Below are 15,643 nucleotides of genomic sequence, written 5' to 3'. Positions count from 1 at the left end.
TTCAGAGTTTCTCGGCGCCCGCGCGAAACATCCCGATTACGAGTTCGCTCACGCCATCGAACGCCCGCCGCATCGTCGATCCCTTGCTGACTGCTTCCGCCGTATAGACCGGCGCCTCCACGGCGATATTGGTGCCGCGCCAGACCTTAACGACACCGACCTGCTGGCCGGACTCGAAGGGGGCACGGACCGGCCCATTATAGACGACGCGCGCGATCAATTTATCGGTGCCGTTCTTCTGCACCATGACCTTGATCGGCTCATGGCTGGCGAGCTGCACCGACCGGCTTTCGCCGCCAAACACCTTGGCGTAGCCGACCGTCTGATCCGCGGCGAACAAGGTGCGCACTTCGAAATTCTTAAATCCCCATTCGAGCATTTTCTTTGCCTCGGAAGCACGATCTTCGGGGTCGTCGAGACCATTGATGACAACGATCAGGCGGATGCCGTTCTGCACCGCTGAGCCGACCATGCCGTAGCCACCCTCTTTGGTATATCCGGTCTTGAGCCCGTCGGCGCCGTCGAGCGAAGTCAGCAGCGGATTGCGGTTCGGCTGCCGTATCTTGTTCCAGGTGAATTCGCGTTCGCCAAATATCTTGTAGAAATCGGGGTAGGTCTGGATCACATAGCGCGCAAGGGTTGCAAGCTCACGCACCGTCATCTTGTTGCCGGGGTTCGGCAGGCCGTTGGAATTGGCAAAGGTCGAACGCGTCAGCCCCAATTCGCGCGCGCGTTTGGTCATCATCTGCGCAAAGCTGTCTTCGTTGCCGGCAAGTCCCTCTGCCAGCACGATACAGGCATCGTTACCGCTCTGGATCAGCGCGCCGTGCAACAGATCGTCCACGGAAATCTTGCTATGGATGGCGGCAAACATCGTCGAGCCGCCGGCCGGCGCGCCGCCTTTGCGCCAGGCATACTCGCTGACCCGGTATTCGTCGGCCAGTTTGATGTCGCCCTGCTTGAGGGCATGGAAAACCACTTCCGCGGTCATCAGCTTCATCATGCTGGACGGCGCCCTCAACTCGTCGGCATTCTTCTCGAACAGTACGCTACCGCTGGAGGCCTCGATCAGGATCGCGGTCGGCGCGTCGCCATCGAAGCCAAGCTCGTCTTTCTTGGTGGCGCCCTGCACGCTGTTATTGGCGGCATAGACCATGCCTCCCCACCCCACCGCGATGACGACCGCGGCGGCGATCAGGCCGCGCCACCGGGGCGCGGACCGGTCCTTGCGTGTGGATGATATTTTGCCAGTCATCGGTACGCCTTGAGAGGGTAGATCAGGATCGTGTCCGGAAAACCGCTTTCCACGTTCCCGGATTATGCTCTAACAGTTGGAAGTATCGGGAACAACACAGGTTTTACGCACGGTGGCGGGACGGTCCAGTCGCCGTGATCTTTCCGCCAAACCGTCTATGGTTTGGCAGATATCCATCTCGCACCGGATTGCAAATTTTTCAAAAAAGTCGCGGAAACAAGGCGGAAAAGCGATGCAATCTTCACGCACCATTTCCGCCAATGGGATCGAGATATTTCTGCTCGAACAGGGCGAAGGCCCGCTGGTGTTGCTCTGCCATGGCTGGCCGGAATTGTCCTATTCCTGGCGGCATCAAATTCCGGTGTTGGCGGCGGCCGGCTTCCATGTTGCCGCTCCGGATATGCGGGGCTTTGGCCGAACCAGCGCTCCCGTCAAGGTCGATGCATACAGCATCTTCGACAATGTCGGCGATATGGTTGCGCTGGTCGCAGCCCTCGGGGAAAAGCAGGCGATCATTGTCGGCCATGATTGGGGCGCGCCGGTTGCCTGGCATGCGGCGATGTTCCGCCCCGATGTGTTCACCGCGGTTGCGGGCTTGAGCGTGCCGCCGCCTGTTCGAGGACGTGGCCGGCCGCTCGAAAATTTACGCGATATCGGTATCCGCAATTTCTATTGGCAATATTTTCAGACACCCGGCGTCGCGGAACGCGAATTGGAGCGCGATGTCGATCTGACGATGCGAACCGTGCTGGGGCGCGGATTTTCCGACCCCGAGGCGTCTCTGTTCATCGCGGACGGCCTGGGATTTCTCGGTGACGTCAGCGCCAGTACGCCGCTGCCAGGTTGGCTCAGTGAGGCCGAGCTTTCCTATTTTATCGAGATCTACCGGAGAACCGGGTTCCGGGGCGGCCTCAATTGGTACCGCAACATCGATCGCAACTGGGAATTGACCGCGCCATGGCAAGGCGCGCGGATCGTTCAACCATCACTGTTCATCGCGGGCTCAAACGACGCGGTTGTCACCGGTCTAATGGGCGGCAAGCGTGTGGCCGACATGGAGCGGGTTCTGCCGAACCTCAAGCAAAAGCTCATCATCGACGGCGCCGGCCACTGGATTCAGCAGGAATGTCCCGCCGAGGTCAATGTGGCCTTGATTGCGTTTCTGAAGGAAGTTGGCCGCTAGGCCACAGCGAGGTCCGCTAGTAAAGGCCGCGTCCGGCCAAAATCTCGCTGGGGCCGCGCGGATCGACCGGGGCGTAGGCCGAGACCGCCCTGGCGTCAGGCGAGTAGCGACCATCATCCTCATATGACACCGCGCGCGGGTTTTCGAGGACGCGGCTGCTTGAGCGCGACCGCGCAGATGCGGACATCTCGGATGTCGCGGACAGCGACGACTGATCCGCCGAGGTATTGCCGAGGCTGTAGGGCCGCCCCTCCGGCATCGGAACCTCACCACGGATTGGGCGCGACGATCCGGACATTTCCGGAATGAACGGACGGGCGGAAGCCACCCGGACCAATGAAGGCGACGGAGCCGGCACGCCGGTGCGCAAGGTCGCCATCAACTGGCGGTCGTCAGAGCCTTCGAGCGGCGCCCGGCCGACATATTCGACCCGCACGCGCGCGACGCCGTTACCCTTGAATTCGAGCATATCGGCAGCCCGGCTGGAGACGTCCATCACGCGGTTGCCGTGATAGGGACCGCGATCGTTGACACGGACGATCAGGGATTTGCCGTTGCTGAGATTGGTAACGCGCGCATAACACGGCATCGGAAGCGTGGGATGGGCCGCGGATAGCGACCCCATGTCGAACACCTCGCCATTGGCGGTCAGTCGCCCGTGGAAATCATCGCCGTACCAGGAAGCGAGACCCTCCTCACGGTAGTTGACGTCTTCTTCGGGGACGTAGACCCGTCCGGCGACGGTGTAGGGTTTGCCGACGCGGTAAGTCCCCCCGCCCTTTGGCACGGGGTCACCAAGGGCGACGACCCGGGGACTGCTGGAAACGCCATATTTGGGATCGACCCGGCTGGAAAGGCTTGATGAAGCACAATTGGCGAGGAAAAGGCATGCCGCCACGGCTGCAGCGCCGCGCGCCGCCCGGAAAACCGGATCTGACCGTCGAATCCCCATACGCCCCAAATACCATTCCAACGGCCGTGTGCCTACTTGAGCACTTTGCGGCCATACGTCCCCGATGCAGCCCATTTCCGCATCAACGTATGAACATACCGCAGCCCGAACACGGCGAAAATGGGGAGAGCGTGGGCGTGGTGAACCAATCGTTGCTTTTGCGGCAATTGCTCCCGATTTCCAAAGGTTTGTCGTCTGGATCAGGTCCCTGCCGCCATTTCGCATTATTTCGGGACGGATCGAAGCCGCCCGGCTCATATCAGCAGTGGTTGATGGTCTCCGAAATGGGTACGTAGCTTTACTCGCGCCCGTCACGCGAAGAAAAAAACTACGAAGGAATGTTCAATGCCGATTTCGTCTCATCTGGCCGCCGTCCGAGCCAAGGTTGGCCACGATCTTCTCACCATCACCGCCGCATCCATTTCCGTTTTCGATTCGAGTGGCCGGCTGCTGTTGGGAGAAGACACCGGGACCGGCGGATGGACCTTGCCGGGCGGAGCCATCGACCCCAATGAGAATCCCGCGGACGCGGCGGTTCGCGAGTGCTTTGAAGAAACCGGCCTGCTCGTCAGACCGGAAAGGTTGGTCGGTGTGTTTGGCGGTCCGGAGTTCCTGGTCCGCTACCCGAACGGTGACCTCACCTACTACACGACCATCGCGTTCGAGGCATCGGTCATCGGCGGAGCCCTGAAGGCCGATGGCGAGGAAATCGCAAGATTGCGCTACGTCACGCAAGCTGAGTGCGAAGCGATCACGTTAAATCCGTCCAGCCGGATTATTTCGCGCGAATCCTTCAAGCGGGATCAGCGCCCCTATTTTGCACCAATCCAATGGCATCCCGGGAAAGATTGATTGCGTGGATCCCGCCGCTGTCGTCCTGATGCTGCTTGCGGGTCTTTTTCACGCAAGCTGGCATGCCATCGTCAAGACGGGAAGCAGCCTTTCGGTGCTCGCCGGGATGGGACTGGTGAGCGCGGTTCTCACTTTCCCGTTCCTGTTCCTGGTGCCGGCCCCGTCGATCGAAGTATGGCCGATCCTGCTGCTTTCGCTTGTTTTGCATGCGGCTTACAAAGTCAGTCTCGCGCTGGCCTATGATAGAAGCGAACTGAGCCGGGCCTATCCGTTGGCGCGCGGTCTGGTTCCCTTGTTTGCGACTGTTCTGTCGTACCTGCTGCTTTCGCAACTGCCAAAGCCGATGCAGTTGGCCGGAATAGCCGTGATCGTCTGCGGCGTCATTGGACTATCGATTGAGCCGAAACGTTCAAGCCTTCCTGTTCGAACGCTGTTGGCAGCGGCCGCCGCGAGCGTGATGGTCGCGGGATACTCGGTCGTTGACGCCCTGGGAACACGAAGCGTGTCCGGATGGTCGTCATTCACTGCGTGGCTGATTGTTCTCGACAGCCTGAGTTTCTTTGCCGTCGCGCGCGCCATTCGTGGACCGCAGATATGGGCGGAAGTGCGCGGGGCCAAAGGCACGACGATCGCCGCGGGCGTTCTTGGCGTTTCATCCTTTGCGATATTGCTGTGGGCGCTGAGCCGAAATCCAGTAGCGAGCGTCGTCGCTTTTCGTGAATGCAGCGTGCTGTTTGCGGCGCTGATCGGGGTCCTGTTGCTGAAAGAGAAAGTATCTCCGAAAAACCTGTTGTCTATCGCGCTCGTCGCGATCGGATTGATCGTTGTGGCAACATCGAAATAGACGACAGCATGCCAACCATCGTCACGCTGCGCGCGCCGGCGGCCCTGCCGCTTCCAGTTCGGCAACCTCTTCATCGGTGAACACGCGGCTGCGCGTTAAAAACCGCACGCCTTCGGGCGCCTCGACGGAAAAGCCGGAACCGCGACCGGGCACCACGTCGATGATAAGCTGGGTATGTTTCCAATAATCGAATTGGTTGGCACCGATATAGAATTTGCAGCCGGCAATTTGTCCCAGCAGCACATCCTGCGGTCCGACCCGGAAGTCACCGGCCGGATAACACATCGGCGCCGACCCATCGCAGCAGCCGCCGGACTGATGGAACATCAGGGCGCCATGCTGGCCTTTGAGGCGCGCCACCACTTCGGCCGCCTTATCCGTGATCTCAACCCGGTTGACCATGACCAAATTCCTCTCGTCATTGCGAGAAGCGAAGCGACGAAGCAATCCATTCTTTCTTTGCGATAGGATGGATTGCTTCGCTTCGCTCGCAATGACGGTTCTATTTTTAATTTATTCCGTTACTTCGGTCCTCAGAAGAAACCAAGCGCCTTGGTGCCGTAGCTCACCAGGACATTCTTGGTTTGCTGGTAGTGGTCGAGCATCATCTTGTGGTTTTCACGGCCGATGCCGGATGCCTTGTATCCGCCGAAGGCGGCGTGGGCCGGATAGGCGTGATAGCAGTTCGTCCACACCCGGCCGGCTTGAATGGCCCGGCCGAAGCGGTAGGCGCGGTTGCCGTTGCGGGTCCAGACACCCGCACCAAGCCCGTAAAGCGTGTCGTTGGCGATGGCGAGCGCCTCGTCGTCATCCTTGAACTTCGTGACCGACACCACCGGGCCGAAGATTTCCTCCTGGAACACTCGCATCTTGTTGTTGCCTTCGAAGATCGTCGGCTCGACGTAATAGCCTTCGGCGATTTCGCCGCCGAGCTGCGCACGCTTGCCACCGGTCAGGACCTTCGCCCCTTCCTGCTTGCCGATGTCGAAGTAGGAAAGAATCTTCTCAAGCTGGTCGTTCGAAGCCTGGGCGCCGATCATCGTGGTCGCGTCGAGCGGATGCCCCTGCTTGATCTTCTTGGTCCGGGCGACGGCGCGTTCCATGAAGCGGTCGTAGACCGATTCCTGAATCAGCGCACGGCTCGGACAGGTGCAGACCTCGCCCTGATTAAGCGCGAACATGGCAAAACCTTCGAGCGCCTTATCGAAGAATTCATCGTCTGCATCGGCGACGTCGGCGAAGAAGATGTTCGGCGACTTGCCGCCGAGTTCGAGCGTCACCGGAATGATATTGTCCGAGGCGTATTGCATGATCAGGCGACCCGTCGTGGTCTCGCCGGTGAAGGCGATCTTGGCAATCCGCTTGTTCTGGGCGAGCGGCTTGCCGGCCTCGACCCCGAATCCGTTGACGACATTGACGACGCCAGGCGGCAGCAGGTCGGCGATCAGTTCCATCACCACGAGGATGCCAAGCGGTGTCTGCTCGGCGGGCTTGAGCACCACGCAATTGCCCGCGGCGAGCGCCGGCGCCAATTTCCACGTCGCCATCAGGATCGGGAAATTCCAGGGAATGATCTGACCGACGACCCCGAGCGGCTCATGATAGTGATAGGCGACGGTCTCGGCATCGATCTCCGAGATGCCGCCTTCCTGCGCCCGCACAACGCTGGCGAAATAGCGCCAATGGTCGACAACGAGCGGCATGTCGGCATAGGTGGTCTCGCGGATCGGCTTGCCATTGTCGAGGGTTTCGACCAGCGCCAGCAGATCCAGATTGGCTTCGAGCTTGTCGGCGATCTTGTTGAGGACGCGGGAGCGCTCCTGGACCGAGGTCTTGCCCCAGGCGTCCCTGGCCTTGTGAGCCGCGTCGAGCGCCAGTTCGATATCGGCTGCAGAGGAGCGCGGAACCGCGCAAAGCCTTTTACCGGTGACGGGGCTGGGATTATCAAAATAGCGCCCTTCTTGCGGAGCTACCCATTTGCCGCCGATGAAATTTTCGTATCGCTCTCGGATCAGAACCTGTTTGGAAACTTTCTCGATCGCTTCATGATACATGACGTTCTCCCTGTTGTGCGCCATTTGGGCGTCGTGGTGTTGATTTCCGGCAGTCATTACCGAGGTCGTTGCCTCGGTGGCACGCCGGCCTGCACATGGCCGGTCATGCGCGTTTGAGGTCCTCAGGACCTCTGGCGTCGTTGTCTCAGACTTAATGCGAGCACGCCTGCCTGCGAGTGTGCTCCCGGCCGAATGGGCCGTCAACGTTATATTCCAATGGATATTTCGACGCCGGATACATGATCGTCACGACGGCGCCGCAATGCCCCGTCGTCCAGCCAAATTCGGGAGGCCTGTCCCGGACCTGCGCAGGAACCGGCCAGGTCATCCGTGCCATTGGTCCGCGTGGCGGACTGGACGAACTTGCGGGTTTCGTTATATTTGTATTGATATAACGAAACCACGACACGAGAGCTCTCATGAACATCGAAAGCCAATCGCTCACCGCCTGTGACGTTGCGCCGGACGGCAGCGCGATTCTTCTTGGCCTCATCGATAAGGATGGCAAGCCGGCCACGATCCGCCTCTCGATCAATCAGGTTGGGGCGCTTGCCATGACGCTGCCGGACCTCATCACCAGGGCGCTTCGTTCACGGTTCAAGGATCAAAGCCTGCGCTACGCTTATCCGCTTGCGTCCTGGGCGATCGAACAATCGTCTGACTTGGCGACCGGAATGGTGACGCTGAGCACGACCGACGGATTCACAGTCTGCTTCTCGATGGGACGTGAATTGCAAAGCGAACTTGGCGAGGCGCTAGTGACCGAACATGCGGCCAAACCCACCGTGAACGTGAACTAGGTCACCCCCGTTGAAGAGCTTCCACATGACCTATGAACTTGGCGTATAAGCGCGTGTATCACCGTTGCGCGAGCCCGTTCGAATGATCCAGCATCGCCGTTCTGCCGTCGCCGTCCGTCATGTTGCGTTCGAGGATTTGGGCCTGCTGGCACCCGTCATGGAGCGCGAGGGCTGGGATGTTTCGTTCTGCGAGGCGGCGGTCGATGACCTGCTTCATGATTCAATTCGAAATGCCAATCTGCTGGTAATCCTGGGAGGCCCCATCGGCGCCTACGAGACCGACATTTATCCGTTCCTCAAATCCGAACTGGCCCTGATCGAGCATCGGCTGTCGCGGGATTTGCCCACGCTCGGGATCTGCCTGGGCAGCCAGTTGATGGCACGGGCGCTCGGCAGCCGGGTCTATGCCGGCCCGGTCAAGGAAATCGGCTGGGGCAAGGTTAAGCTCACCAGCGAGGGCATATCGTCCTGCCTGAACCCGCTTGCGGAAACCGAGGCGACCGTCCTGCACTGGCACGGAGATAGCTTCGACCTGCCCAAGGGCGCCCAAAGACTGGCATCCAACGCTCATTATGAAAATCAGGCCTTCGCCTATGGCCGCAGCGCCCTCGCCCTCCAGTTTCATCTGGAAGCCGATCCGCGCCAGCTCGAGGAATGGTATGTCGGCCACGCCGTCGAGCTTGCGGCCGCCAAAATCTCCGTTCCGGAATTGCGCGCCGCCACATCCAAACTCGCAAGCGGCCTGGCGCCCCGGGCGAACCGTGTGTTCACCCGCTGGCTGCGTGAAATCGCCCAGCCCGCAAATCAGCCGAACGTAAAGGCGTAAGCCTGGACACCGGGATCGAGAAACCGGATTTCGAAGGTGTGATCCGCGACCGTCCCGTGATCGCGCACCAATTGATAGAGACGCTGCGCCGTCACCACGCCCTGCCCGTCAGCATCGGTATCGACGCCATGCGCTTCCCCCGGGGGCTTGCCGTCGATGGTCACGACAAAGCGAACGGGTTTGCCGTCCGGGTCAGGCCCAAGCACGAGATGCAGATCGTGCGCATGGAAGCGATAGATGATGCTGCCATCCTTGTCGTTCAGCAGTGCGCGCTCGTTGCCGACGGTCCAGTTACCGGCCAGCGACCAGTCGTTCAATCTCGGCGGACCGGCCGCATAGACATGGCTTGCGTCCTGCACCACGCCACCCGGCGAGACGAAATGTTCGATGCGGTTGTAGCCGATATACGTCTCGGGTGACTTGACGTCTCCCTGGGTCGAAGCCGCCTCGATACCTGACGCATTGACGGCGACCGTGCCGGTCGGCACGTGGCTGTCGCCGGCCTCCGCCAGCAGCTTCTGGATGATGGCTTCGGACTCGTCGTAATCGCCCTCCCCGAAATGGTGGTGACGGATCATGCCTTTTGCGTCGATGAAATAATGCGCCGGCCAATATTCGTTTTCGAAGGCCCGCCAGATCTTGTATTCATTGTCGATCGCGACCGGATATTTAATTCCCAGCATCGCGATCGCCTTCTTCACATTGTCGACGTTTCGCTCAAACGCAAATTCAGGCGCGTGCACGCCGATCACGACCAGGCCGTGATCCCGGTATTTCTCGGCCCAGGCGCGCACGTAAGGGATCGCGCGCAGGCAGTTGATGCAGGAATAGGTCCAGAAATCCACCAGGACGACCTTCCCCTTCAAACCTTCGGCTGTCAGAGGTGCTGAATTCAGCCATTCGACAGCGCCTGATAGAGAAGGCATCTCGCCCTCGGACGGCAGGTCCTCGTTTTGTCCATCCGGCTTGGCCCGCATCATCGATGGACCGCCGGTCATTGCCGTTGAAGCTTCGCGAGGACGCAATTTATCGAGCAAGCCTTGCTCGAGGGACGTCGTGCTCCCGACCGATACGTTGGTCAGAAAGCCGGTGTCGAGACCGAGCGCGATCGCGACAATCGCCGCAAGCACCGCCGCGCCCAAACCGCGTCGGATCCACTCGCCGGCTCCGATCGAGCGTTTCATGGCCGCGAAAACCCGGCCGCCGATAGCGAGCGCCAAAGCTAGCGACGTCGCCGCGCCGGCGGCATAGGTCAGCAGCAACAGCGTGGTCTTGATGCTGGCCCCCTGAAGCGCCGCGCCAGTCAGGATGAGACCCAACACGGGTCCGGCGCAGGGGGCCCACAGAAAGCCCGTCGCGACCCCGAGCAACAGCGGCGCCAGAATCGAACCATCCGATGCCTGGTCCGCCGACTGCGACAACCGGGCGCCAACGGCGACCAGCGGCCGCATCAGCCGGTCGGCGACCTCGGGAAACAGCAACGTCACGCCGAAGATCGCCAGCAGCGTTAGCGCCGCTATTCGCCCGTATTGATTGGCCGAAACCACCCAGCCGCCCGCAACCGATGCCAGAGTTGCGACAACAGCGAATGCCAAGGCCATGCCGACCAGCATCGGCAGACCGTTTCGCATGAACGGACGATCGGCCCGCGCCAGCACGAAGGGAATAACCGGCAGGATACAGGGGCTAACGATGGTCAGCACGCCGCCGAGATAGGCCAGCACAAAAAGAAGCATGGTTGAACGTTTCTCCCGTTTAAAGCCAATGGCGCCGTCCCGGCATTACAGCCGTAGTCCCAAATCCCTTGTACTCGCCAATCAAAAGCCCGATACGCTGTGCGGCACGTAAGGCCGCTCCAGTGCGGCGACCTCTTCGGCCGTGAGTTTCAACGCGAGTGCTGCAACCGCATCCTTCAAATGATCCGGCTTCGACGCGCCCACGATCGGAGAGGTCATGCCCTTCTTTTGCAGCAGCCAGGCCAGCGCGACCTGTGCGCGGGGCACACCTCTGGCGCTCGCAATGACGCCGACCTGATCGACAATCAGGCGATCGGTGTCCGGGAACTGGTCGTAGAGCTTTTTTCCGAACTCGTCGGTCTCCTGACGTGAGCTGCTTTCATCCCATGCCCGGGTCAGACGTCCCCGCGCCAGCGGACTCCACGGCATCACAGCGATGCCCTGATCGATGCAAAGCGGGAGCATCTCGCGCTCCTCTTCACGATTGAGTAGATTGATGTGATTTTGCATGCTGATGAATTCGGTCCAGCCGTGCAGCCGCGACGTGTAAATCGCCTTGGAAAACTCCCAGGCATACATGCTGGAAGCGCCGATATAGCGGACCTTACCGGCCTTCACGACGTCATGAAGCGCTTCCATGGTCTCTTCGATCGGGACCGTCCGATCCAATCGATGAATTTGGTAGAGATCGACGAAATCCGTCCCGAGACGGCGCAGGCTGTTGTCCAATTCGCCGACGATAGCCTTGCGTGACAGCCCTGCCCCGTTCGGGCCCGGCCTCATCCGGCTGTTTACTTTGGTTGCGATGACGACGTCCTCCCGGCGCGTGAAATCTTTCAGCGCGCGGCCAAGAATCTCTTCCGATGTGCCGTCCGAATAGACGTTGGCCGTATCAAAGAAATTGATGCCGAGTTCGATCGCCTGCTTGATCAGCGGCCGGCTTTTTTCCTCGTCGAGCGTCCATGTGTGTGCTCCTCGATCCGGGATGCCGTAGGTCATGCAGCCGATGCATAGGCGCGACACGCCAAGACCGGTCCTGCCGAATTTTACATAGTCCATTTTCGTCTCCTTGAACCCGTCGCCCGGGCTCTGCTAGTTTGGCTGTGCGGTCGGGCGGATCAGTATCTCGCTGACGTCGACATTATCAGGCTGCCCGATGGCATATACCATCGCGGCGGCGATTGCGTCGGCCGGGATGGCCATCTTGCGATAGTCTTCAATACGCTTTTTTACGGCAGGATTGGTGATGGTTTCGGCCAGCTCGGACTCCACCGCGCCCGGCGAAATGATCGTCACCCTGATCTTGTCGCCGGCCTCCTGCCGCAGGCCCTCGGAAATCGCACGCACCGCAAACTTGGTGCCGGAATAGACCGCACCGGTCGGCGCCACGCGATGGCCCGCAACCGACGAGATGTTGATGAAATGACCGCTGCCCTGCTTTCGAAACACCGGCAGCGCCGCGGCTATTCCATAGAGAACGCCCTTGATGTTGACATCGATCATGCGGTCCCACTCGTCGACCCTGAGGTCGTCCAGCGGCGACAGCGGCATCAGGCCGGCGTTATTGACCAGAACGTCAAGCCTGCCGAACCGGTCCTGTGCCTTCTGGACAAAGCGAGTCAGGTCTTCACGCTTGCTGACGTCGATCGCCTGAACCTCGACCTCCCCCTTGTTCTTGCGGATATCGCCGGCAATGGCTTCCAGTCTGTCAACCCGCCGCGCGCCGAGAACGACCTTCGCTCCCGCCGCGGCCAGCAAACGAGCGGCCGCTTCGCCGATGCCGCTCGATGCCCCCGTGATCGCGACAACTTTTCCTTTGACGTCGGACATTGTTTCACCCGTTTGTTGGAGCGATTTGTTCGCGAGGGATCTCCGAATCCCGGAGCCTCGCGGTGCGGCATTTTGGCAAGGTAACGAGGTAACTTGAGGTAACAAAAGCGAGAGCCCCGGGGCCTTTTGCTACCGGTCCGACCCTAATATTTGACTCGTTATATTCAAACAAATATAGCGTGATCGAACGATAAATAATAGACCAGCCGACGGGTTCAATGCGGCCGCGGGTGTTTACTCGGTGCCGCCGCGATTTGCGAGAAAGGCCAGGGAGATAAACATGAATAAGCCAGAGCCAAAAAACGCCGTATCGAACGCGACCTCCAAGCCGGTTCGCGGCCTGTTCATCGACGGCAAGGAACTGCCCGCGGGCACGCGCGAGACCTTTCCGATCATCTCGCCGGGAAACGGCGAAGTCATCGGCCACTCCGTCAACGCCAATGAGGCTGACGTCGATACGGCCATTGCCAGCGCCCGACGCGCCTTCGAAAGCAAAGAGTGGCGCAAGATGTCGGAGCGCACCCGCGCGAAGCTGGTTTACAAGCTTGGCGACGCACTCGAAAAGCATCTGGATGAGCTTTATGAGCTCGAGACGCTAAACAACGGACGGCCGACCCGCGAAACCAGGGCACAACTCGGAAAGGTGGCGGACCTGTTCCGTTACAATGCCGGTCTGGCGCTATCGAAGCGCGACGCGGTCATTCCCGTCGACGGCAACTATCTCGGCTATACCCTGCGCCGCCCGGTCGGTGTCGTCGCCAACATCACGCCCTTCAACCATCCCCTGTTGATCGCCGCGCGCAATCTCGCGCCGACCTTCGCGTCCGGCTGCACGACCGTCGTAAAGCCTTCGGAATATACCCCGCTGACGACGATACGGGCCTGGGAAATCTTCAACGAGGCCGGATTGCCGCCGGGGGTGTTCAACCTCATAACCGGCCTCGGCGCGACCACCGGCAAGGCCCTTACCAGTCATCCCGGCGTCCAAAAACTGGTGCTGACCGGCGGCACGGAGTCCGGCCGGCTCGCGGGTGCGGCTGCCGCCCGCCATTTTGCCCATCAAACGCTTGAGCTCGGCGGCAAGGCCCCGGTGATCGTGTTCGACGATTACGACATCGACCAGTCGGTGAACTATGCCGCGTTCGGCACCTTCATCGGCGCCGGACAGACCTGCATCTGTTCTTCCCGGCATTTGGTGCAGCGGACGATCTACAAGGAATTCGTCGAGAAACTCGCAGCCAAGGCCCGGGGTATTGCGGTCGGCGATCCCTTTGCGAAGACGACGCAGATGGGGCCGGTTGTTTCCGAACGCCAGCGTCAGCGGGTGCTGGATTTCGTGAAAATCGGCCTCGACGAAGGTGCCCGGCTGGTCGCCGGCGGCGGCGTCCCCGAACATCTCAAGGGCAGCGGCGGGTTTTATGTCGAGCCTACGGTTTTCGCCGATGTCACGCCGGATATGCGGATCGCGCGCGAAGAGGTGTTCGGGCCGTTCACCGTCGTGATGCCGTTTGACACCGAGGAAGACGCGCTCCGTATCGCCAATGATTCACAATATGGCCTGGCCGCGGCGGTACGCACCAACAACGTCGCACGCGCGCTTCGTTTCGCCGAAGACCTCGAAGCCGGCATCATCTGGGTCAATGACCATCATCGGGTCGATGCGGCCTCTCCCTGGGGCGGCGTCAAGGATTCCGGCACCGGACGCGAATTCGGTCAGGAGTCGTTCGACCATTACTTTTACACCAAGGCCGTCATGATCAACAAAAGCAACGACCCCTTCGACTGGTTCGAACCGGAGATGCGCGATCTGCGTTTGAACTGATCCCAGCGGAGTTTTAGCTCCGCCAACGCCATAGGGTACCATGACCAATTACCCCGATATCGAACTCTATATCGATGGCCGCTGGAAGCGCGCCAGCGGAGTGCCGGTGATCAATCCCGCGGACGAAAGCGTCCTCGGGACTGTTCCCACCGCGACCAAAAGCGATCTCGATGATGCGTTGGCTGCGGCTGAACGGGGATTTGCAATCTGGAGAAAGACCTCGCCCGCCAAGCGATCGCAAATCATCCTGAAGGCCGCTGGTCTCATCCGCCAGCGTGTGGACGACATGGCGACCGCAATGACGCTCGAACAGGGCAAGCCGATCGAACAAGCCCGGCTCGAGATCCTGCGCGGCTGCGACATCATCGAATGGGATGCCACAGAGGGACTGCGGCTTTACGGCCGCGTCATCCCCAGCGAAGAAGGCATACGCCATACAGTTCTGCGCCAGCCGATCGGACCTGTGGCCGCGTTCTCGCCGTGGAATTTCCCGATGAGTTCGCCCGCGCGCAAAGTAGCGGGGGCGCTGTCCTCCGGCTGCTCGATCATTCTCAAGGCCTCGGAAGAAACCCCGGCGGGCGCGGTACAGCTCGTGCGGGCCTTCCACGATGCCGGGTTACCTCCTGGCGTGCTCAATCTGGTGTTCGGCAACCCGGCCGAGATCTCTAGTTACCTGATCCCGCAATCATCGATCCGCCTCATTACCTTCACCGGTTCGATCCCCGTCGGGAAATCACTCGCGGAGATGGCCGGCCGCTATATGAAGCCGGTGATCATGGAGCTCGGCGGTCACGCACCGGTCATCGTCTGCGACGACGTCGATCCGCTCACCACGGCGACCGCCTCCGTCACGGGCAAGTCACGCAATGCCGGGCAAGTCTGCGTTTCGCCAACGCGGTTCTTTGTTCAGGAGTCGATTTATCAGAAGTTTGCCGATTCATTCGCCGAAAAGGCGTCTCAGCTCAGGGTCGGTAACGGTCTCGATCCAAAGATGCAGATGGGTCCTTTGGCCAATTCACGGCGGATCGATGCCATGGAAGCGTTCGTTGCCGACGCAAAGTCAAAGGGCGCACGCGTGCTTGCCGGCGGCAGCCGGATCGGCAACCGAGGCTATTTCTTTCCTCTCACCGTTCTTGCCGATGTACCGGACGATGCGCGCGTCATGAGCGAGGAGCCGTTCGGTCCGCTGGCCCTCGTCAACCCCGTGCGCGACCTGGACGAGGCGATCGAGAAGGCCAATTCGCTGCCCTATGGCCTCGCCGGTTATGCCTTCACCCGATCGGCTGGCAATGCCGATCGTCTCGCCAATGAGGTCGAGGTCGGAAATCTCTCGATCAACCATTTCGTCGCATCGCTGGCCGAGACGCCGTTTGGCGGCGTCAAGGACAGCGGCTATGGACGCGAGGGCGGCACCGAGGGGCTTCAGGGTTACACGGTGGCGAAGAACGTTTCGCACAAGATGATACCGCCGTAGCGGTCCCTCGCCTGT

General features: G+C 60.5%; 14 protein-coding genes. 7 read left to right on the top strand and 7 right to left on the bottom strand.

Features of this window, described 5'->3' with window-relative positions; all coding sequences use genetic code 11:
- Position 1: 1 nt before the first annotated feature.
- Positions 2 to 1,255 (bottom strand): serine hydrolase, encoded by a 1,254-nt coding sequence (locus HB676_RS07730; protein ID WP_213737125.1) that lies wholly within the window; start codon positions 1,253 to 1,255, stop codon positions 2 to 4.
- Between the two features lie 232 nt (positions 1,256 to 1,487).
- On the opposite strand from HB676_RS07730, the gene HB676_RS07725 reads away from it, so the two are divergent.
- Positions 1,488 to 2,438, top strand: a complete 951-nt coding sequence (locus HB676_RS07725; RefSeq protein ID WP_213737124.1) for an alpha/beta hydrolase — start codon at positions 1,488 to 1,490, stop codon at positions 2,436 to 2,438.
- 16 nt (positions 2,439 to 2,454) lie between these two features.
- Here HB676_RS07725 and HB676_RS07720 read toward each other — a convergent pair whose 3' ends face one another.
- Positions 2,455 to 3,390 (bottom strand): septal ring lytic transglycosylase RlpA family protein, encoded by a 936-nt coding sequence (locus HB676_RS07720; protein ID WP_213737123.1) that lies wholly within the window; start codon positions 3,388 to 3,390, stop codon positions 2,455 to 2,457.
- Positions 3,391 to 3,735: 345 nt separating this feature from the next.
- Here HB676_RS07720 and HB676_RS07715 point away from each other — a divergent pair, with 345 nt between their 5' ends.
- Entirely contained in the window at positions 3,736 to 4,242 is a 507-nt protein-coding gene (locus tag HB676_RS07715) for an NUDIX domain-containing protein (protein WP_213737122.1), read from the top strand.
- A 4-nt stretch (positions 4,243 to 4,246) separates the two neighbouring features.
- Positions 4,247 to 5,086, top strand: a complete 840-nt coding sequence (locus tag HB676_RS07710) for an EamA family transporter (protein WP_213737121.1) — start codon at positions 4,247 to 4,249, stop codon at positions 5,084 to 5,086.
- 21 nt (positions 5,087 to 5,107) lie between these two features.
- On the opposite strand, the gene HB676_RS07705 is transcribed toward HB676_RS07710, so the two are convergent.
- Positions 5,108 to 5,488, bottom strand: coding sequence for a DUF779 domain-containing protein (locus tag HB676_RS07705; RefSeq protein ID WP_213737120.1), 381 nt, complete (start codon positions 5,486 to 5,488; stop codon positions 5,108 to 5,110).
- A 131-nt stretch (positions 5,489 to 5,619) separates the two neighbouring features.
- On the bottom strand, positions 5,620 to 7,140 hold the full coding sequence (gene adh, locus HB676_RS07700) for an aldehyde dehydrogenase (protein WP_213737119.1): 1,521 nt from the start codon (positions 7,138 to 7,140) through the stop codon (positions 5,620 to 5,622).
- Positions 7,141 to 7,559: 419 nt separating this feature from the next.
- Here adh and HB676_RS07695 point away from each other — a divergent pair, with 419 nt between their 5' ends.
- Together HB676_RS07695 and HB676_RS07690 are read left to right on the top strand one after the other, a co-directional pair.
- Positions 7,560 to 7,940, top strand: a complete 381-nt coding sequence (locus HB676_RS07695; protein WP_213737118.1) for a hypothetical protein — start codon at positions 7,560 to 7,562, stop codon at positions 7,938 to 7,940.
- An 82-nt stretch (positions 7,941 to 8,022) separates the two neighbouring features.
- Entirely contained in the window at positions 8,023 to 8,766 is a 744-nt protein-coding gene (locus HB676_RS07690; protein WP_213737117.1) for a glutamine amidotransferase, read from the top strand.
- Here the strand turns inward: HB676_RS07690 and HB676_RS07685 are convergent.
- From HB676_RS07685 to HB676_RS07675, 3 genes are all read right to left on the bottom strand, one after another.
- Positions 8,745 to 10,502, bottom strand: coding sequence for a cytochrome c biogenesis protein DipZ (locus tag HB676_RS07685; RefSeq protein WP_213737116.1), 1,758 nt, complete (start codon positions 10,500 to 10,502; stop codon positions 8,745 to 8,747). The two genes, HB676_RS07690 and HB676_RS07685, sit on opposite strands and share 22 nt — an antisense overlap.
- Positions 10,503 to 10,583: 81 nt before the next feature.
- Positions 10,584 to 11,561, bottom strand: a complete 978-nt coding sequence (locus tag HB676_RS07680) for an aldo/keto reductase (RefSeq protein WP_213737115.1) — start codon at positions 11,559 to 11,561, stop codon at positions 10,584 to 10,586.
- Positions 11,562 to 11,594: 33 nt separating this feature from the next.
- Positions 11,595 to 12,332, bottom strand: a complete 738-nt coding sequence (locus HB676_RS07675) for an SDR family oxidoreductase (RefSeq protein ID WP_213737114.1) — start codon at positions 12,330 to 12,332, stop codon at positions 11,595 to 11,597.
- Positions 12,333 to 12,612: 280 nt separating this feature from the next.
- On the opposite strand from HB676_RS07675, the gene HB676_RS07670 reads away from it, so the two are divergent.
- Both HB676_RS07670 and HB676_RS07665 read left to right on the top strand, forming a co-directional pair.
- On the top strand, positions 12,613 to 14,154 hold the full coding sequence (locus HB676_RS07670) for an aldehyde dehydrogenase (protein ID WP_213737113.1): 1,542 nt from the start codon (positions 12,613 to 12,615) through the stop codon (positions 14,152 to 14,154).
- 40 nt (positions 14,155 to 14,194) lie between these two features.
- Positions 14,195 to 15,628, top strand: coding sequence for an NAD-dependent succinate-semialdehyde dehydrogenase (locus HB676_RS07665; RefSeq protein WP_213737112.1), 1,434 nt, complete (start codon positions 14,195 to 14,197; stop codon positions 15,626 to 15,628).
- Positions 15,629 to 15,643: the final 15 nt, after the last annotated feature.

This window comes from Bradyrhizobium sp. dw_411 (assembly GCF_018449695.1).
In the GTDB taxonomy this organism is placed as follows: domain Bacteria; phylum Pseudomonadota; class Alphaproteobacteria; order Rhizobiales; family Xanthobacteraceae; genus Bradyrhizobium.
The sequence above is the reverse complement of the archived record's forward strand: the minus strand, read 5'-3'. Positions and strand labels throughout refer to the sequence as shown.